A 21298-nucleotide genomic window follows, 5' to 3' on the forward strand; every position below is an offset into this window, starting at 1 on the left:
GTTTCTGTTGATTTTCTTATTTATTATTTTTTCTAAAAATTACGGTGCGTGAAATTACTTATAACTCTAAAAAGAACCTATTGGATCTAGGCTCTTCAAAGTGTTGAAATTAATTTGTATTCGCCTCTGCTAACGGTTGTAACGGTGGTTCTAAGTCTAGTTGTAATGAATCTCCTTCTTGTATAGCTTGTCCTTTTTCAATGCTTTGATTTGTTACATAGCCCGTACCCGTAGTTTTTAAATCTAATTTTAATAATTTAGAGAAATACATAACATCACGCATGGACCAACCTTTTAAGTTTGGCATTTTTGCGTTGCTTCCTAATAAAAATATACGATCACCTTCACTCATTACTTCACCAGACTGCGGATATTGTTTTATTATTTTTCCTTCACCTAAAATTATCGGTTGGAACTTCTCTTTTTTTACATTATTCTCTACTGTATCCATTGATTGATTGACATGATTTTGTACTTTTAATTGGGATTTTTTCGTTGCATCAGCCATTTGTTTTTCTGTGTATGGTTTCACCTTTAAATATTCAAGGCTATTTTTCACAACTGGTTTAAATATTTCAGCGAGCGGCTGAGCTCCATACTCGTCTCCCTTTAACTTTGGCTGCTTAATAGCTAAGTATACAATTAACTCTGGGTCATCAATCGGAGCCATTCCTAAGAATGAAAAAATATAATTTTCTTTTCCTTCCATATATCGTCCATTTTCAGGATTCGGAATTTGTGCTGTTCCTGTCTTACCTCCTATTGGATAACCATCCACTTTATACATTGTACCGGTACCTTTTGAAGATGTAATAACACGCTCCATTAAGTCTCTTACCTTGTCCGCTGTCTCTTTTTTTATCGGATTCCCAGTTTCTTTCGGTTGATTTTCCATAATAACTTGTTTATTTATTGGATTTACAACTTTGTCAACGATATATGGTTGCATCATTTTCCCGTCATTTGCTATAGCGGTAGCAGCTTGGATTAATTGAATAGGCGTTACTGTAGAGCCTTGTCCAAAAGAAGTTGTGACTTGTTGAATTTGTGTATCTAATAATAAAGTATTTTTACTTTCACCAGGTAAATCTATCCCGGTCTTTTGATTGAATCCAAATTTATTCATATATTGCTTAAACTTATTTGGTTTCAATAGCTGATCTTCTAAAATAGAAAATGCTACGTTTGATGATCTTTCAAAGCCTTCATCAAATGTAATAGATCCCCATCCAAATCCACCATTATGATCTTTAATATCAGATGAACCAACGGAATATTTTCCTGATTGGAAATATTCTTTCCCGTTATATACCCCTTCATTAATTGCAGCAGCTAACGTAAATATTTTCATTGTTGAACCTGGTTCATATGCATTTGCTATTGGATCATTTAAAAAATATTCGATATCACCTTTATTAGGATTAAAACTAGGTTTACTAGACATTGCTAAAACTTTCCCTGTCTTTGGATCCGCTATAATTCCTACTAACATAGAAGGATCATAGTGCTCTTGCGCCTTATTCATCGCTTCTTCTAAAAAACTATTAATTTGTTTATCGATCGTAAGATATACGTTATTCCCATTTTTAGCTGGTTCTATTTTCCCTATATCATTTGTAAGCGGAATCCCTCTTGGTGCTCCCACATATTCTATATTCCCGTTTGTCGAGCGCAAATATTTATCCAGACTCTTTTCAAGTCCGAATTTTCCTTCTGTATTTCCTTTATCGTCTGGTCTCGCAAAACCAAGTATATAGGATGCAAAATCTTCATTTGGATACACTCTTGCTTTTTCTGACATAAAAGATACCCCTGGAATTTTTAATTTTCCAATTCTTTCTTTTACTTCTCTAGATAAATTCCGCCCGACTTTTCCAATCTCAACTTGCGTGCGTCCCTCATGAAAATTTTTTAATACGTCCTCTTTATCAATTTCAAGCGCATCAGCTAATCGGTCTGCGGTTTCATCTTTATTTTTCACTTTATTTGTTCCTTTTAAATTCACAACAACACGATACGTTGTGGAATCTTGGACTAACACTTTTCCAGCTTGATCATATATTGTGCCACGATTCGCTTCCAAAACACCATTTTTATTATGTTGTTCATTTGCTAGATCCTTTACATTGACATTATGCAAGACTCCTACTGCCTGAATATAGAAAAAACGCAAAAGCATAATGAGAAACAAAACAATAAAAGCAACCATAAAATACCGCGCGCCTTTATTCGTTTGAAGTTTATGCATATTTATCCCCTTTCTTTCACAATTCATTACTGCGATAGTGTGCTATAAATTATGTAGTTTTTGCTTTCAATACTATATGTTTCGAACTTTTCCTTTTAATTCCTTTAAATCGTCCTGAATGTAGCTATTGTTTTTGCTTTTATTTTATTTACAGTACGGTGCGTGAAATTTAAGAATATTCCGTCATGTAATAGTTAACTTATAATAGACTACAAATTTAATAGGTGCTAACTCAGTTGTTCTTTCACCAATCTTTTAATGCATATGTCCTTTTCTTGTGCACAAGAAAAAAGTTCGCCTCTGGATTTCCAAAGGCGAACTTTTAAACAAACTTACAAATAGTTACTTATAAAAATCAAGCTATATGATTATATTTCGCTAAAAAAGGAATTCGTTTTGCTACCAATGCGTACATTTTGAATACAAATCTCGCGATCGGTTCACACATACGTGTACTTTGCATTACTAAGCTGCTCGTAATAAATGTTAAGAAAGCAGCGCCAAGTATATCTAGAGGATAATGAACACCTACGTACATACGTGATACACCAACTAATACTGCCCACATAAGAGCGACATATTTTAGTTTTTCTCCTCTAAGTAAAAATACAAATGCAATGGAAAATACAAGTACAGAATGATCACTAACAAATGATGAGTCTGCTGCATGTGGCACTAATTGATGTACATCATGTGATACAAACGGACGTGGATGGTAATATACCGCATGTATCACAACATTTACTAGTAATGCGATAATGACTGAAAGTGTCGTATATAACACTGTGTATTGTTTTTTTATGGCATTGACTTTCTTTCCATTATTAAACCATAAGATAAACATAAACAAAATTGCTACATATACAGCACTATTTGTAATAGCAATCATTAGCGTATCTAATAGTTTAGACAATCCAGCAAAATTATTAAACCATTGAAATACTGTGTAATTCATAATACTCTCTCCTTACATAAAAGCGTTCTTGATTTACACAGTATACAACATCAATATGAAAATGGGCTTAAACTTTTCTCATCTAATTCTCATTTTACTAGTACTCATTTGACAATAGTAAGACTAATTATAACGGCTAATTATGTATAAAGCTGAAAAACCTTTCAAACAATACGAATCATATGCTTTTTATGTGTAGAATATATAACATAGTTATTTAAATATACTAGTTGCGAAATCATATTTTTATTACATACGAAGTGCGATATTACCAAATTGTTCTCCCTGTTCCATACGACTTAACGCCTGAATGGCTTCTTCTAACGAATATACTTTATCAACAATTGGTTTAATTTTATGTCTCTCTATAAACTTAACCATTTCATGAAATTCCTCACGGCTACCCATAGATGTTCCCATTATATCGATTTGATTATAAAATAATGCTCGTAATGGTAATTCAATTTTATCTCCTGAGCTTGCACCAAAATTAACAATTCTCCCATTTGGTTTTAATACATCAAAGTATTTTAAGAATGTTGCTGGACCTATACTATCAATTATTAAATCTACTTTCTCCCCGCGTAAACTCTCTTCCCAATTTCCAAAACTATTAAAAGAAAAGTCTGCGCCATATGTTTCGGCAAACTTTCTTTTACTCTCTACCCTTGAAGTAACACTTACTTTTGCACCAATTGCTTTTGCAAATATCATGGCAAATGTCGCTACACCACCGCCTATCCCCGGAATTAAAACATGTTCATCGCACTTTAATCTACCCTTTGTAAAAAGTGCCCTATATGCAGTTAGTGCCGATAAAGATAGAACCCCAGACTCTTCCCAAGAAAGATATGACGGTTTTGCCACTACATTTTCAGCTGGCACAATAACATATTCAGCAAACGTTCCATCTTTTGGTCCACCTAACACTTCTGGTAACTCAGGTACTTTGGCAATATTATCCCATCCAATGCTAGGATTTATAATAACCTCGCTATTTAATAAATGATTTGAAACGCCTTCTCCGATTTCTGTAACAATTCCTGAACCATCTGAACCTATTACTAACGGCAGATCCATTTCTTTTCTATTGTTTATAATGAATAAATCCCTATGATTTAATCCTGCAGCTTTTAACTTTACCTTTACTTCACCAGCATTAGGATTTATTTCAGATGACAATCTATATTCTAATCCTTCTACCCCTTTTTTATATTGATGTACAATAGCTTTCATTGCTTCATTCCCCCTTAATATTTTCAATGTACTAGATATATCAAAATAAATAAAAGAATTTGCCTCCAATAATTAGAAATAATGTATATCGTTGTGACAAAATAAAAAATCCCTCCCTATAAATAATGCAGGAAAGGCAGGAGATTTTTAAGTTTTGGCCAGCTCTAATATATTTAGAATAAATGGCGCTTTTGCACTTGTATATGAAGCACGATCAAACGGATATGTAGCTGCAAGTTTCTCTTTTATTTCTGTATATTCAATCTGTGCCCATTTATGTTCCATAAGAAAATCACGAAATAAAATGTTATTCTTCCACTCTTCACTATTATATATATAAACATGTAAATGATGGGTACCAGCTCTCCATTTTCCCTTTCTAAAAAAACGCCAATTAGGTGTTTCTTTTGGAACATATTCATAGCCGATTTTTAATAGCGCTTCAATCCACTTTTCGGTAATTTGCAAATCAGTTACGCCAATCATCATATCTATTAGAGGTTTCGCTCCTAATCCCTCTATGGATGTACTTCCTATATGTTCAATAGCGATACAATCTCCTCCGAATAAAGAAATAAATTTCTCTTTTTCTATTACATACTCTTCATGCCAGTCTTTTTGATATGGTTTAATAACGATTTATTGTTCCATTTTATCCCTCTTCTTATAATTATTTATTATTATATTTATAAAATTCCATGTGATTAACATAGGATTTTCACAAAATATGTCGAATACTGAAATATACAACTTAATTATAATAAATGCGAGGTATATTATGAAAGATAATCCAGTTGAAATTCAGTTGAATCAAGTTACATTCCAGTTAAAAGAACATCATAATTTTGATTGGCTATTGAAATTAGGAAACGTATTTGCTGTTTTTGACCAGCAAGATTCAGGCAATCTATCTTTTGGTGTAGAAAAAGATGGGCGTAAGAAATTTATTAAATATGCAGGGGCACAAACACTTGCATATGAAGGAACAATGAAAGACGCTATTGAAAAATTAAAAAATTCAGTTCCACTATATGAGGAATTACAGCACGATTCGCTTATAAAACTAATTGAACATTTTCCAGTTCACTCTGGGTATGTATTAATTTTTGATTGGTTTGATGGTGAATGTCTTCATTCACACTGGAGTTTTCCGCCTCCTGAAAAATATACTAATCCAAGCTCTCCATTTTACAAATTTAAACATTTATCAATTATGGAACGAATTCAATCCTTAAATTCTATTTTTTCTTTCCATACATTTGTCGAAAAGAAAAACTATGTAGCAATAGATTTTTATGACGGTAGTATCTTATATAATTTTCATACAAATGAGACGAAGATTTGTGATATAGACTTATACAATGAGAAACCATATATAAATACTATGGGAAGACTATGGGGATCTTCGCGTTTTATGTCGCCAGAGGAATTTGAGTTAAACGCTATAATTGACGAGAGAACAAATGTGTTTAATATGGGGGCAATGGCTTTTGCGCTCTTAGGCGGTGGAAAAGATCGCTCCTTTACAAAATGGGAAGCAAGTAAAGAGTTATATGAAATAGCGTTTCGTGCTGTAAATGACAACCGACTTGAACGATATGCTTCGGTTGAAACATTTTATAAAGAGTGGCTAAACGTGGCTAATGCTAAAAAGATATAAACTTATATTATTAAACGCAAAAAGTTTCTACTATAATCATGTATAATAGATTTGAAATGGAAATTCAAAATAACGAGGCACATACTATGAACTTTGTATATATTAATCAAAACGTATTAAATAATCTTCTTTACATTCTAATTAGTATATTTATTTTTTATTTTATATATGATAGCGGGCGCTATTTAAAGAAATATAAAAAACTACTTATTATACTTTGTACGAGTATCCCTCTTATTTTATGTATGCGCTATCCGATCTATATGGATGAAAATTGTATTCATGATTTAAGACAAATACCAGTTATAATAGGTACGCTTTATGGTGGCTTCCCTGTCGGTATAATATTGTTTGCTATTTTATTAATTACAAGATTTTTATTTTATGGATTTAGTATGTTAACAATACTAGTTTATGGCACAATGTTTATCATTACAGCGTTCGCATCCGCAAAATTTAATAAATATAATAGAAAAGTTAAAGTAGCTTATGGAATGTTTTTAACATTTTTTCTAGCAATATTTACAACTGTAATTGTATTAACTTTATCGGATTTTGAAGTGAATAATTTATACATTATTTATTTCATACTATTACCAACTTTTTTGATGTTGTTTGTCATTTACTTTAATGAAGTTTTAAAAGATGCAGTAGGTATGCGATCGAAGTTAATTAAAATGGAAAAAATGGAGATAGTTAGCCAGCTCGCTGCTAGTATATCGCACGAGGTAAGAAACCCCTTAACCGTCGTAAAAGGATTTACTCAACTTTTAAAAACACCAAATTTAACTCCAGAATCAAGAGACGAGTATATTGAACATATACTTGAAGAGTTACATCACGCCCAAGGAATTATTGATGATTATTTAACGTTTGCCAAACCGGCTTCAGAAAAATTAGATCATATTTCAGTAGAACAAGAATTAAATCGAGTTATTAATATGATCTTACCATTATGTAATATGAATACAATACATATTACAAAAGATTTCTCTACGGCGACTATTGTTGGTAATAAACAGCATTTTCAACAATGCTTTTTAAACTTAATAAAAAATGGTATTGAAGCAATGCCTAATGGTGGTACTTTAAATATCTCTTCATCTATTAGTAATAATAAAGTTATCATACGAATTGAGGACAGCGGCAGTGGTATGTCACAAGAGCAAATAAATCGATTTGGCGAACCATATTTTAGTACAAAAACGAAAGGTACAGGTTTAGGTACCATGGTTGCTGTTAAGATCATTGAAACGATGCAAGGTAGTTTAAAAATCCGAAGCGTTATTAATAAAGGTACATCTTTGACAATTACATTGCCGAAATGTAATTTGAATTCATCTGAAAACAAATAAAAAAGGAGCATTTATGCTCCTTTTTTATTTGTTTCGATACATAAGTATCTTCTATGTTTTTTTAGTTTACATTTGTGGAGACTAATTAGAAATTAGTACCCTCCGCCCCAGCAGCTGCATCCAACGATAATTAATAAAATAAATAACACAACTAATAAAGCGAAACCTCCACCAAAACCACAAGAACCACCGTAACTCATAATTTCTCCTCCTTTTGGTTTGAAAACTAATAGGTAGTTGATCATTTTAACTGGTTCGTATTATACATTATGTGAATATCCCTTTTTTGAGCATGTCTACAAAAAAATAAGTAAAAGCACTCATTTGAGAGTGCTTTAAAATGGATACCAAAAGTTTTGAAATACATGTAACTTTAAATATACTGCTACAATCAAAATAAAAACACCTACAAATAAAGCAATGAAATCCCCACTTTTTGCTTTATTTGTATAAAACCACGTACGTTTATCCTTCTTTCCAAATCCTCTTAAATCCATTGCATTTGAAACTGTATCGATTCTCTCTAGTGAATGAATAATTAAAGGCCAGAAAATTAAGACACGGTTTTTCATACGAGTCCATAAACTTGCTTCTCCTTTTTCAAAAGCTACTCCTCTCGCCTCTTGAGCATGTTTAATTACTTTATATTCGGACTGAATATCAGGTATATAACGTAACGCAATTTTTATTGCATAGGTTATCTTATAATGAATTCGAAATTTACTTAAGCTACTCACAAATTCACTTGGATCAGTCGTATAAATAAAAATAAGTGTAAATGGTAATAACGTAAAATATTTTAATGAAAGTGTAGCCGCATAAAATAACGTTTCATAAGTAATTGTCGCATATCCGATATGTAAAAACGAAGTATATGATTCAGTTAATTCAGACCCATGGGTTGGTGTAATAAATAAAATCATGACAGAATTTAATAAACTAAATGTAAATATAACACTAAAAACAATTAAAATTTTACGAAATGGAATTTTTGCAATTAGAAGTCCGATACAGCCAATCATAAATACAATAAATAATATACGAAAATCAAAAAACAAAAAAGTAAGCGTCATACAAAAAATAAATAACAATAATTTCACTGCTCCATCCATACGATGAAAGTATGTACTATACATGTTCCTCCCTCCTAGTAACCTCAAAATAAAGTTCTATAAACCTTTCAGGATAGGGAATTCCACTAAAATTAACTAGCTTGAATAAAGAACTTTCCCTTAGGTTCGCTCTTTGTAACGTTTTTGAATGACCTAATACGATAGACGCAGTATTATTTGCAATAATTTCCCCTTCATGTAAAACGATTGCTCTATCTGCGTATTCTAATGCGAGATTCATATCGTGTGTGATAAAAATAAAAGATATTCCCTTTGCAGCTAGTTTTTTAACAAACGACATAAACTGTTTATAATGATAATAATCTTGTCCCGCTGTCGGTTCATCTAAAATGATCAGTTTCGGATTTGTTGTTAGTACAGATGCAATCGTTACTCTCTTTTTTTGTCCATAACTTAATGCCTGAATTGGCCAATTACGAAATGGATACAAACCACAAATTTTTAATGTGTCTTCCGCTCTAAGCTTAATTTCTTCCTTTGAAACCTTTTTTAATTTTAATGAAAATGAAACCTCTTCTATAACAGTGGGTTGCGTAATCATATGATTTGGATTTTGCATCACATAAGATATAATCTCTCCACGTTTACGAATAGACCAAGAATTAATATTTACTCCATCAAATAAAATCCTATCATTTTTTGTTTTGTTTATCCCTATAAGACTATGAGCTAGTGTTGATTTTCCAGCTCCATTATGACCTAAAAGTGCTACAATTTCCCCTTCTTTTATTGAGAAATTTACATTTTCTAATACTTTTTGTTTATTAGGATAGGAGAAAGACAAATTTTCTACTTTCAATAATTCTTTGTTTGTAGGAGTGCTTTTACAAAAAACTTGCTTCTCCATCCACTCAGTTATTGCGTTACTTACATTTTCTCTTTGAAGATTTTCAAGTGGATATATTATTGAATTATTACCACCAAAAGGTAATCTCTTTAATCCTTCTATGTACATAGGTTCTCTTAAGCCGATAGATGGTAATATATTTGACGTTAAAATCTCTTCTGGAGTTCCTATCGCAACAATTTCCCCGTCATCCATTAAAATGATTTTATCTAAATCTAGATTTAATATTTCTTCTATTCGATGTTCAATAATTACAATTGTTTTATTATATTGTTTATGTATACCTTTAATAAGTTCTACTGTATGTAAGCTACTTACAGGATCTAGATTCGCTAAAGGTTCATCAAATAATAATATATCGGCATTCGTTGTTAACAACCCTGCTAGAGAAACAGTTTGTTTTTGTCCCCCTGATAATTGATGTGGACTTTGTTTATGAAAAGAATGCATCTTTACCTTTTTTAATGAATCTGAAACAATTTTTTTCATAGTGTTTTGATTTACACATTCATTTTCTAAATAAAAAGCTACATCTTCTTCTACTGTAAGACCAATAAATTGAGCATCTTGATCTTGCAAAATTGTTCCTACCTGTTTACTCTGTTCAAAAATACTCCCTTTCCTCGGGTCTTTTCCGGCAATTAAAATATTACCAGTGCTAATCCCCCCATAAGAAAACGGGATTAGCCCATTGATACAATGAGCTAACGTTGACTTCCCTGAGCCACTACGTCCAGCGATTAATACTTTTTCCCCAGGATATATATGAAAAGTAATGTCTTTTACAGTAGTCTGCGCCGCATGCTCATATTGAAAGCTAAATTGTTCAAAAGATATAATTGGTTGCATGTTAACATCCCTACTTTTCAATTTTTAAATGTGTATGTTTCTTATTAGACTTAGCTAGACCTATTGTAATTGGTAACCCAAGTACTAAAAATACAATAACATCCGCAATTGTTGCTCCTAATACTTGTATAACAATTTTGTCAAACGGTTCTCCCATCACAATAATATCGAATGCACCAGCAAATATAATAGCAAAGACAATACCAAGTAATCCAGCGATAGCTAAATAAGAAATATCACCCTTATTATACGTCCCGTTTTTCACACTAAAGCCAACTCTTTTTTGTATGAGTCCCATTGCAAATCCGATAATGCCTGAACTAATAACCCATCCCCACCAAATACCCCAACCAGCGATTGTATCCGTTACGGTATGACCGATAACTCCTATTAACAGTCCTGCCACTGGGCCAAATAACGCTCCAAAAACAGTTAAAATAGCTAATGCAGGTTTAATAAATGTATTTGGTGCAATAGAAAATCCCCAAAGTCCTAATATCCCATATAATGCTGCTCCAATTCCGATTGCCACTACTAACTTCGTTGATAATTTGTTCATTACAATTCCCCTCTCATATTAGTCAACTTTTATTACTCTATATTTATTTTGAAAATGAATTATGCATCGACACTCCCTTTCTATACAACAAAAAAATGACCCCTTATATAAGAGGTCATTTTCTTTCACGTTCAAGAATCCTCTTATCTTCCAAAAAACACATCGTGTCCTCTGCGGAATTAGCACCTTCCTATAAATGTACATAGGGGTTGCTGAGGTTTCATAGGGCCGTTCCCTCCACCTCTCTGGATAAGTATTAATTTGTAATTCGTATTATGGCACTAAGAAGAATAAATATCAACACTTTTCTAATTATTTTTATTTTTTGTTAAATGCCACATTTAAATCATTGTATTCTTATCGGAATTATGAAATAATGAACTCAAAATTGTTTCAGGAGGTATATATGATGAAAGTAATTGGTTTAATTGGTGGACTAAGTTGGGAATCTACATCGTTATACTATAAACATATTAATACACTTACACTCTCTCAATACGATCAAAATGCAAAGCTTGTTTTATATAGCATGGATTTTGGTGAGGTAACTACCTTACTACAAAATCATCAATATGAAGAAGTGAAAAACGAATTGGTCACCGTTGCAAAAAAGGTTGAAAATTCCGGGGCAGAATGTTTATTAATGTGTTCCAATACAGTACATTTATTTGCTGAAGAAGTAGAACAGGCAATATCAATACCGCTCCTTCACATCGGTGATGTAAGTGCAAAGGAAGTGGTAGAACAGAATATAAAACGTATCGGACTATTAGGAACGAGACAAACGATGGAACAAGACTTTTATAAATCTCGTCTAGCGAATTATAACATTGAGACAATTATCCCAATTAAAGAAGATAGAGATTTTATACATCATGTTATTTTAAATGAATTAAGTAAAGGAATTATTTCAGAATCATCCAAAGAAAAGCTATTACAAATTGCAAAATCATTAATTCAAAATGGTGCAGAGGGTATATTACTTGGATGTACTGAAATTCCTTTGCTTATTTCTCAAAACGACCTTACTGTACCTGTTTTTGATACTGCTTTAATACATGCAAATACTGCTGTGCAGTTTGCGGGATAATAATATAAAAGCATAAAGGTAGCATCTCTATGCTTTTATATTGCCCAAACTATTTATTTAAAAGAGCTTTAATAACTTCGATTGCTTCTTTTGAACCACCGCATTCTAAAAAACTATCATTCAGTTTTCGTATACCATGTTTATACTTTTCATTTGAAAGAACGTCTATTACCGCTTCATTTAGAGTTTGCACATTAACATGCTCTTTCAATAATCTATGTGCTGCTTCCAGCTCAGTTAATCTTTGTGCTATCATTGGTTGGTCTTTATCATGTGGAATTATGACAAATGGGACATTAAAATAAATAGCATCGTGCACACTATTCATGCCACCATGTGTAATAAAAACATCTGCTTCACTTAATATTTCTGATTGGGGTACGTATGAAGCAATAATAAAATTGTCTGGCGCTTTCTTAATTTTAGAACGATCATTTCTATCACCAATTGCCATTACAACTATTCCATCAAAATCTGAAAAAGTATCAATGCAAGTATTAAAGAATGGTTCGAGTCCTTCAAGCAGTGTTCCCATTGAAATATAAATAACTTTCTTATCTTTAAGTAATTCTAGTGGAAACTCTACATTTGTTTTACGCTTTGAAATACTTGGCCCAATAAAAATATTATTTTCTCCGAACGCATCGCTATTAGGTTGAAAATAACGACTTGTGTACACGAGCGAAATATCACCCTTATTATGCATAAATTGAAGATTATTTTTGGGCTTTACTCCAAATTCGTTTTCTATTTGATATAATAACTTTTCAGAAAGTTCATCAGGTTGAAATTGTATTTCTGCATTTGGATGAAAAGGTAAAGTCTCTAAAAATTCTGGAGGAATTAAAAATATAGGAGAAGAAACTACGCCTGGAATTTGTAAATACTCCTTTACTAACTCTCCAGCACCAAATATATCATAAATTACGAAATCAAAATTTATTCTTTCACATAATTGTTTTGTAATTTTTAATATATATAAAGAAGTTTGAACATGTACATGAAAGAAAGAATTCAGCCCAGATGAAGTTTCATTATCAATAGAAATCTCCTTTAATAAATCCGGATGGGTATATACAGTCGCTCCCAAATCTTCAATTCTGCCTCTAAAATGTTCTGTTGTAATATAATGTACGTGATCACCCCGTTCAGTAAAGGCTTTGACTAAACTTAATGTAGGGTTTACATGTCCTTCTGCTGGAAAATTAACCACTAAAATATTTAGCACTTATTTCTCACTCCTTACATTTCAATGCTCTTATTAATCATACTGTAAATATTACCGTCAATCTTCACCTAATAGTCCTAATATGCTTGCTACTTAAGATTGATAAATAATTGTCAGTTATTAACATAAAAAAAGCATCTACATAAGTAGATGCCTAACCGTGATAAGGAGTGTTCTGTGAGGATAGAATAAGCTTTTCAGCTTGTCCTATGCTATCAATATATGATTTATTTTATAAAAGGTGAATAATTGATAGAATTATTTCACCCATTTTATTCAATTAAATAGATAATATACTATTTCTACTTTACCTATTATACCTCGTTTCTAATTTATTCCTATGAAAAAACGCCTCTAGTTCACATGATTGCTAGAGACGCTTCGTACATTTTAATTCTCTTTAGGATCATCTATTTTTGGCGATTCTCCACTTAAACGCTTGTTTTTCAATTCGAAATAAGCATCTAAAACTTCTTTTCCAATATCAGAGTTAATGCCAGATTTATCATTAATAACCCATGGTACAACTACAGAGAACGCTACTTCCGGATTATCATATGGCGCATATCCTGCTAACGTTAAATTATAACATTCCCTTCTCTCGCCTTTTTCATTTCTTCCGATATCACTTTCACCACCGTAAACTGTCTGTGCTGTCCCTGTTTTACCTGCTGGTTTATACGATGCTTTTTGGAACGCCCTTACTCCAGTTCCATCACCTTCTTGGAATACCCTTCTAAATCCTTCTTTTACTTGATTTATATATTCCTCTTTCATATCTATTTTATTTAAAACGATTGGCTCTACTGAATGTACCACTTTACCAATTTCATCTTTTTGCGACGTTTGCTCTCTAACCTCTTGAACAATTTGCGGCTTCATTCGATATCCACCGTTTGCGATTGTTGAAATATACTGTACAAGTTGAAGTGGTGTATACGTGTCATATTGACCAATTGAGTAGTCTAATAAGAAACCTGGTTGGTTATCTTTTTTACCAATTTGTCCAGCTGTTTCATTTGGTAAATCGATACCCGTTGGAACACCTAATCCAAATTGCCTAAAATAATACCTCATTTTATCAAAGTACTCCTGTTTAATATTTAATGAGCTATTTTTCACATAATCCACACCTGCAATTTTTAATGCTGTATGAAACATATAAACGTTTGAAGAAACTTGTAACGCTCTTAAATCATCAATATTTCCGAACTCTTTCCAAGATTTTTTTTCCTTAGTTCCTTTAAACTTCATTGGTGCATCATAAAAATAAGTACCTGGTGTTATAGCTTTTGTTTCAAATCCAGTTAAAACTGTCGCACCTTTCACTGTTGATCCAAGCTCGTATGAACTAGTCATTGTGCCTAATGCATAGTCTTCAACTTCTGTTTTCCCATCTTTTTCTACAAGTCTTTTCCCAGCCATTGATAATACTTGTCCGTTTTTCGGATTCATCATTACAACGAAAGCACGGTCCAACATCGATTCTGAACCTTTATATGCTTTTAATATTTTTTCAATACTTTCTTCTACTTTTTTCTGCAGCTCCATATCTATTGTTAAAGTTAAGTTCTTACCGCTTTTCCCCTCAGAAACTGTTTCCGTTCTAATTGTATTACCTTGTTTATCAGCAACGCTTCTTACTTCTCTTTTTGCCCCATGAAGTACATCTTCGTATTGCTGCTCGATATAACTTTTTCCAACCCTATCATTTCGGCTATAATCACGTACCAAGTAGTAATCTAATCGTTCACTCGGTAATCCTTCATCGGAATTAGAAACATTTCCAAGAACGGATCGGAATAATCCATCATTTACATACACTCTCTCCCAATCAACCGATACGTCTACTCCTGGAAGATTCGCTAAACCTTCACTAATTATAGTAAATTCTTTTTCACTAACATCTTTTTTAATAATTTGAGGAGCCATTTGATAGCCTGCAGTCATCTTACTTTTAATAGCTAACACTTTTATATCTTTATCTGTTAATTCCTGAAGATTTTTATTTGTAACTCGTTTTCTTTTTAACTCTTCTATTTTTTTATCTAGCTTCTTACCGCTAATATCCTTCTCTCTAAATGTATCTATTTCTTTTTTAGATACTAGATTTTCAGCCAGTTTCGGATTTAATTGCATCCAAAAATCTTTCTTATCTGTCTCAGTTAACTTAGCAATATCTTCTTGCGGCATTTCAATTATATCTGCAAGTTGTCTTGCAGTTTTTAATATATCTTCTGATTTTACACCTTTCATCTTTGTGTACGTGATCGTTCGTAAAGATTTATTATCAACAACCGGATTCCCTTCTCGATCAAATATTTTCCCGCGCGGGACGGAAAGACTCACAGTTGCATTTTCTCTCTTTTCTACTTCATTTTTATAAGTCTCTCCATCGAGAATTTGCACTTTCCCTAACTGTATAATCATTGCAGAAAATAATAAAAATACACAAAGAAATAAAATATTTAATCGCGTCGGTATTGCTCTACCACTTTTTTTCTCTTGCTTTTTCACTTTGTTATAATCTCCTCCTTACAGTATTACTAATAATAGAATCTATATATTAAAAGTAATGCACGTTTTCTATACAGTACTTTATACAAATATTAATATATCGATAAAAACTTAATAGAAATTAAAACAAAGGTAAAGAAAAGGTAAAGTTTATTAAATTAAATATAAAAATACCCAATGAAAAAAATTTAGCTTTTTTCATTGGGTATTTAATCATTTATTTAAGAATGAATGCTAGAACGTATCGGTATACATCTATCATCACAATGTGATAAAGATTCTTTACTTTGAACTTTCGGCAAGTAAATCGTTACTGTTGTCCCGACACCAACCTCACTCATAATACTTATATTTCCTTGATGACTCTCGATAATTTTATAACTTAACATTAATCCAATACCGGTACCTTTTTCTTTCGTACTATAAAAAGGCTCACCTAACCTCTTAATTCTTTCTTCAGGTATTCCTATTCCTTCATCAATTACATGAATAATGACACCATCATCGTTTATTTCTTTTATGTGAATTGTAATCTTCCCACCATTTGGCATAGCTTCGATAGAATTTTGCAAAATATTAATAAATACTTGTTTCAATTGATTTTCTGAGCATTCAATACTTATATCGTTGGATTCTGCATATAATTCGACTTGAATATTTGTCATAATTGCTTTTGTATTCATTAACGATACGACATTTTTATAAATTTGATAAATATTTTTTTGTTCTGTATTCATTTCATCTGTTTTAGCAATTGACAAAAATTCTTGGAGAATTGCTTCTATTCTTTCAATTTCCGAAAGCATAAGATCAAAATATTTTTCTTGATCCTCTTTATTAATTTGGAATAACTGTATAAACCCTTTAATGACAGTTAATGGATTCCTCACTTCATGAGCTACACCCGCTGCTAATTGACCGATCGCTGCAAGTGTGTCTGATTTATTTAGTAATTCTTCTGTCTTTTTCCGCTCTGTAATATCACGTACAATGATCATTATTTTATCCTGTAATAATGGTAAGCATCTAGCTTCAAAGAAATCAACACTCCCATTAATTGTAAGTGGATACTCAACAATTACATTCGTTCCTTTTTCCTCCACTTGATGAATTGCTTCCTGAAACTGCTGTGCTACTGGAGATGGTAATACTTCGAAAAACTTTTTTCCCATAAAAGCTTCTGCCGGTACGTAAAATTTCGAAGGGGATCCTGCTTTATAATCTATAATTGTGCCATCATCTTCTGTTAAAAAACATAAATCTGGTAAAGCCTTAAAAATTAATTCCAATTCAGACGTTTGTTGTTTTAACTGCTCTTCTATCGCTTTTAAATGTGTAATATCTACACCGACAGCCCAGTAGCTATACCCTGTTACAGGAAACTGTTCTGATATATTGGACCACATAATTGTTTTGATTTCACCATTTTTACATGTTAAGTGCATTTCCCAATCCCTGAAATTTTTTCCACAAGTTAAAAATTTCGTTTGTATTTGGTGACGATAATTATGATCTGGGTACAATAATTGAAGGGCATTTGGATTTCCGATTATTTCTTCGGCCGTATAACCTGTTACAATTTCACACTCCCGATTCCACAAAACAAAATCTCCATTATAATCAAGCGCATCAACCATAACAGGCATGTTTTGTAAAATCGTATGTAGTTCCTCCTCTTTTCGAGAAAACAACATTGTATTTTTACTTTGAAATACTTTTGTTGCTCCATCAATAATTAGATTTGAAAGCATTTCAAAGTATTTTTGACAATTGTAAATTTCGCTTTTGTTGGACCATACTACAAAAGATCCTAAATGTTGATTGTATAAAAAAATGGGGATTTCAATTTTGGGAAGTTTACATATTTTCGTCTCATTTATTCCAAAAGAAAATATACATTCTTTTTCAGCATCAAGAAGTTGATGTGATATGTTAGTTAATTTATAAAACTGTTCTGCCATGGTTTCTATTGTACTCACATCAATAAGTTCCATTAGCCGCGCATTCATTCCTTTTTCACCTCAATATGTAAAATTAATACAAATTCAAAATTTATACTTCTCCATTATACGAAGAATGTGCCTTTAGGTATATAGCTGTAGAATAATTATTCGAACAAATTTTATTTTTCAATTAAAAACAGAAAAGAATTCGCATGAAAAATGAACTTTTAATCCATTTGTATTTACTCACCTCATACATGGTTTTGAAATGAGAGTAATATACATCACCTTTAGTAGTATAAAAATACAAAAAATATAAAGTTCATAAAATTTTCACAATTAACTTGAAAAATATAAACATTTATTCCAATATATTCTATATAATAAAAAGTAATAAGGCTTCTATGAATCACATAGAATACCTTACCCCTAATAAAAAGAAAAAAAGAATCTATTTGGATTCTTTTTTTCTTTTTATATTATATTACATATTTATATAAGGCATGTGCAACACCGTGCTCTTCATTTGATAAGGTTTCGTATTGACACATCGCTTTTATTTCTTCCACCGCATTCCCCATTGCAATTGATATGTTCGCTTTTTCCATCATGGAAACATCGTTTAGCCCGTCACCAATTGCTACAGTATTTTCGACTGAAATATCCAGGTGTTCTGCTAATGTATATAATCCATTTCCTTTTTGAGCATCTCGATGATTAATTTCTAAATTATGCCAATATGAAGATGTAATTGCTAAATCAGTATTATGCAGAAACGCTGCTTTTAACTTTTTTAATTTTTCTATGTCATAAGAAAATGGTAGAAGCTTATGCACATGTATATCAGTTTCTACAATTGGTTTACAACTTTCTGCACTATGAAATGCTGTATGTTCAAGATATAATGCTGCAATCGTTTCTAACTCTTTCAAATCAAAATTTTCTTTTGAATTCTTCACATATTCGATCTCATTACGCACACTCTCTACGCCATAATCTGGTACATATACACCTTTATTAGTATAAAGCTGATAATATAAGCCATTCTCTTCAAGATAGTCTACAATCTCAAGTGCCTGCATATTTTCAATTGGATATCTCTTCATCATTTTTTTATCTTTATATATAAGCGCACCATTTTCCGCAATAATTGGACATTCTAAATTAACTTCTAACAACAATCTTTCAATATCAACGATAGAACGCCCTGTACAAATTGTGACAACATGGCCAGCTTCCTGGCATTTTCGAATTGCATCTGCATTCTCTTTACTAATCATTTTATTCCCCGAAAGAAGAGTTCCATCTAAATCAATTGCGATTAATTTCATTATTTCTTCACCACTTTCTTTAAATACACGAGTTCAAATTAAACAAAAGGTATCGTTTTCATACTGATCTCGTGAAGTACTCCTTATTTATAATTTATGAAAAGCGTTTCAGGTCAAGAAATAATTTTGAACTACCCCCACTTAACACTCTAACGAGTTGTTTGAAGTGGGGGATTCCTACGAACACCAAGGTATCCCTCAGTTTTATGAGTAGGCAATCCCCGTAATCCCTACGGTTAGGAGCCTTATGGCCTCTTTTCTCAGATTCTCCGCTGCATTCACATCTCTATCATGATACATACCACAAGAAGGACACTTCCATTCGCGCAGGTTCAGGTTTTTCACATCTTTATTTTTGTAGTCGCAATGCGAACAAGTTTGGGAACTAGCGAATGTTTTTGACACCACAATCACTTGTTTCCCATACCAGCATGCCTTATACAACAACATCGCTTTGAATTGTGACCATGATACTTCTTGAATCGCTTTCGCTAGTTTGTGATTCTGTAACATATTCGATACTTGTAAATCTTCTATCCCAATCACATCGTGGTTTTTGATGATCCTTGTAGAGAGTTTTTGCAAGTAATCCGTTCTTGCATTTTTGATTCGTTCATGAATACGAGCGACTTTCATTCGCTGTTTATGCCAATTCGCTCCGCCTTTTATACGTCTAGATAGAATACGCTGGGCATGAGCGAGTTTCTTTTCTAATACCCGAGACCATTTTGGATTACCGAATACCTCACCCGTTGAAAGAATAGCAAAGTTTTTCACCCCAACATCTATACCAACAGCGGAATCGGTCTTCGGCAATTCTTGTACTTCTGCTTCAGCAAGAATCGAGACAAAATATTTTCCACTTGGATTCCTTCTGACAGTAGCACTCAAAATTCGTCCTTCTATCTCACGACTTTTGACAAATTTGACAAGACCAAGTTTCGGTAACTTCAATTTATTATCTATAATCGCAATGTTTCCATTTGTATGTTTCGTTGTATAGGATTGGATTTTATTGTTCTTCGATTTAAACCGGGGTGCTTTGTTTTGTTTTTTGAAGAATCTTGCATACGAGTCAGCTAGGTTGTGAAGAGAAGATTGAAGAGCGATACTGTCCACTTCTTTTAGCCATACAAATTCTTTTTTGAGAGTAGGTAATTGCGAAGAACAAGTGCCATAGGATAACCCTTTTCCTGTTTCTTTATATCTATCATTCCACTTTTCCAAAAAGTAGTTAAATACAAATCGTGAACAACCAATTGTTTTCGTAATAGCCATTTTTTGTTCTACACTAGGATAGATCCGAAACTGATACGCTTTATGGATAAGCACCGCTTTTCACCTCACCCCCTTTTTTATTTGTTTACAATCTTTTTCACGATATGCATGAGAACGATATTATAATATAGCAAAAAAATACTAATCACGTATCATTTCTTCTTTTTTGTCGAAAGTCCTCTGTCCCTTTCAAAAAAATATACAAATGAAAGAACTTTTACAATGAAACCATTTCGTAGATGTAAAAATGCCTCGGAGCTATAACATTTTCTTTCTATAGGAACGAACTGATTAGAATACCGGTACCTCATACTGATTCTTCACCAAAAAGAACCTTTAGGCTTTTCCCTAACCGTCATTCAGCTCCCACCTACTCATTGGACCATGTCCTTGCCATTCCTTGAGGTGGAAGTTTTCTGACGGGAAATGATAAATAAAATCCAAAGCTTTTGCTTTGGATTTTAAACTATGAATTATAACTAATATATTTTGTCTCACACATGTACACATTTTTTTCTTCAGTTGGGACATATACTTTAAACTTTTCTAAACGTTTTCCGTAAATATGAATCGTGACAACGCTTTCGTTTTCAGCTATTTCAAGAATATGACAATCTGCTGGTGGAATAACTGTATCTGTTTCTCCTTCTCCCAAATAAAGATTTCCTGTATGCGTTAAATAAACAAGTGAATTTTCAAGCTGCTTAGTTTGTATAAAATTCTGCACCATTATCCTTCCTGTAAAAACACCTTCTACTCCCCATGTACCATCATGATCATGTAAAGGTGTAGATTGTCCATCTTTCCATACAAGAGCTAATACTTCAAATCGCTTTAAAGGATCTTCATATAATAAATGTCGTGCATATTGAGCCGAATTCGCCTTCTGTTTTTCTAGTGGAAGCCATGTTTTCTTTTCTAAAAGTTCTTCTAGTAATTTTTCAATCGCACAAACAATTTGATCTTCTAATAAATTACTATCAATTAAATCCGTTACAGCTTTAATAAATGTTTGAAAAACTTTACTTCCATTACACGTTAACATAAGCATCCTCCTCTACTCTTTTCA

The 21298-nt window shown here is 32.4% G+C and carries 17 protein-coding genes and 1 riboswitch; of the genes, 3 read left to right on the plus strand and 14 right to left on the minus strand.

What is annotated here, in order from left to right; genetic code table 11:
• Positions 1-109: 109 nt before the first annotated feature.
• From AABL52_RS14115 to AABL52_RS14130, 4 genes are all read right to left on the minus strand, one after another.
• Positions 110-2248: a penicillin-binding protein gene (locus tag AABL52_RS14115; protein ID WP_341517726.1), complete on the minus strand. Its 2139-nt coding sequence runs from the start codon at positions 2246-2248 to the stop codon at positions 110-112.
• Positions 2249-2603: 355 nt separating this feature from the next.
• Complete coding sequence (locus AABL52_RS14120) at positions 2604-3203, minus strand: undecaprenyl-diphosphatase (protein WP_001110135.1); 600 nt, start codon at positions 3201-3203, stop codon at positions 2604-2606.
• A gap of 249 nt (positions 3204-3452) precedes the next feature.
• Positions 3453-4439, minus strand: coding sequence for a zinc-binding dehydrogenase (locus tag AABL52_RS14125; protein ID WP_341517727.1), 987 nt, complete (start codon positions 4437-4439; stop codon positions 3453-3455).
• A 147-nt stretch (positions 4440-4586) separates the two neighbouring features.
• Positions 4587-5078 (minus strand): GrpB family protein, encoded by a 492-nt coding sequence (locus AABL52_RS14130; RefSeq protein WP_341519722.1) that lies wholly within the window; start codon positions 5076-5078, stop codon positions 4587-4589.
• A 139-nt stretch (positions 5079-5217) separates the two neighbouring features.
• Here AABL52_RS14130 and AABL52_RS14135 point away from each other — a divergent pair, with 139 nt between their 5' ends.
• Positions 5218-6099 carry a serine/threonine protein kinase gene (locus AABL52_RS14135; protein ID WP_000654520.1) on the plus strand — a complete coding sequence of 294 codons (882 nt, stop codon included), beginning with the start codon at positions 5218-5220 and terminating at the stop codon, positions 6097-6099.
• A gap of 86 nt (positions 6100-6185) precedes the next feature.
• Positions 6186-7454: a HAMP domain-containing sensor histidine kinase gene (locus AABL52_RS14140; protein WP_340420075.1), complete on the plus strand. Its 1269-nt coding sequence runs from the start codon at positions 6186-6188 to the stop codon at positions 7452-7454.
• Between the two features lie 92 nt (positions 7455-7546).
• On the opposite strand, the gene AABL52_RS14145 is transcribed toward AABL52_RS14140, so the two are convergent.
• From AABL52_RS14145 to AABL52_RS14160, 4 genes are all read right to left on the minus strand, one after another.
• Positions 7547-7654, minus strand: a complete 108-nt coding sequence (locus AABL52_RS14145) for a YjcZ family sporulation protein (RefSeq protein ID WP_000120182.1) — start codon at positions 7652-7654, stop codon at positions 7547-7549.
• A gap of 135 nt (positions 7655-7789) precedes the next feature.
• The gene (locus AABL52_RS14150) at positions 7790-8590 is read right to left on the minus strand and encodes an energy-coupling factor transporter transmembrane component T family protein (protein ID WP_340420074.1); all 801 of its coding nucleotides are present in this window, start codon (positions 8588-8590) and stop codon (positions 7790-7792) included.
• The gene (locus AABL52_RS14155; RefSeq protein WP_341517728.1) at positions 8583-10283 is read right to left on the minus strand and encodes an ABC transporter ATP-binding protein; all 1701 of its coding nucleotides are present in this window, start codon (positions 10281-10283) and stop codon (positions 8583-8585) included. The genes AABL52_RS14150 and AABL52_RS14155 overlap by 8 nt, the downstream gene beginning before the upstream one ends.
• Positions 10284-10293: 10 nt before the next feature.
• On the minus strand, positions 10294-10842 hold the full coding sequence (locus AABL52_RS14160) for an ECF-type riboflavin transporter substrate-binding protein (RefSeq protein ID WP_340420072.1): 549 nt from the start codon (positions 10840-10842) through the stop codon (positions 10294-10296).
• Positions 10843-10982: 140 nt separating this feature from the next.
• Positions 10983-11098, minus strand: a riboswitch (SAM riboswitch).
• Positions 11099-11248: 150 nt separating this feature from the next.
• Between AABL52_RS14160 and AABL52_RS14165 the strand changes: the two genes are divergently transcribed.
• A complete protein-coding gene (locus AABL52_RS14165) occupies positions 11249-11932 on the plus strand; it encodes an aspartate/glutamate racemase family protein (RefSeq protein ID WP_341517729.1) in 684 nt (227 codons plus the stop codon).
• A gap of 49 nt (positions 11933-11981) precedes the next feature.
• Here the strand turns inward: AABL52_RS14165 and AABL52_RS14170 are convergent, their stop codons facing one another.
• The 6 genes from AABL52_RS14170 to AABL52_RS14195 form a co-directional block, all read right to left on the minus strand.
• A complete protein-coding gene (locus AABL52_RS14170) occupies positions 11982-13160 on the minus strand; it encodes a macrolide family glycosyltransferase (protein WP_341517730.1) in 1179 nt (392 codons plus the stop codon).
• Between the two features lie 390 nt (positions 13161-13550).
• On the minus strand, positions 13551-15677 hold the full coding sequence (locus tag AABL52_RS14175; RefSeq protein WP_341517731.1) for a peptidoglycan D,D-transpeptidase FtsI family protein: 2127 nt from the start codon (positions 15675-15677) through the stop codon (positions 13551-13553).
• 221 nt (positions 15678-15898) lie between these two features.
• Positions 15899-17686 (minus strand): ATP-binding protein, encoded by a 1788-nt coding sequence (locus tag AABL52_RS14180; RefSeq protein WP_341517732.1) that lies wholly within the window; start codon positions 17684-17686, stop codon positions 15899-15901.
• 413 nt (positions 17687-18099) lie between these two features.
• On the minus strand, positions 18100-18951 hold the full coding sequence (locus AABL52_RS14185; protein WP_341517733.1) for a Cof-type HAD-IIB family hydrolase: 852 nt from the start codon (positions 18949-18951) through the stop codon (positions 18100-18102).
• A gap of 204 nt (positions 18952-19155) precedes the next feature.
• Entirely contained in the window at positions 19156-20283 is a 1128-nt protein-coding gene (gene tnpB / locus AABL52_RS14190) for an IS200/IS605 family element RNA-guided endonuclease TnpB (protein ID WP_341517734.1), read from the minus strand.
• A gap of 412 nt (positions 20284-20695) precedes the next feature.
• Entirely contained in the window at positions 20696-21274 is a 579-nt protein-coding gene (locus AABL52_RS14195; RefSeq protein WP_340420067.1) for a cysteine dioxygenase family protein, read from the minus strand.
• Positions 21275-21298: the final 24 nt, after the last annotated feature.

The organism is Bacillus paramobilis (assembly GCF_038096195.1).
GTDB classification, from domain to species: domain Bacteria; phylum Bacillota; class Bacilli; order Bacillales; family Bacillaceae_G; genus Bacillus_A; species Bacillus_A mobilis.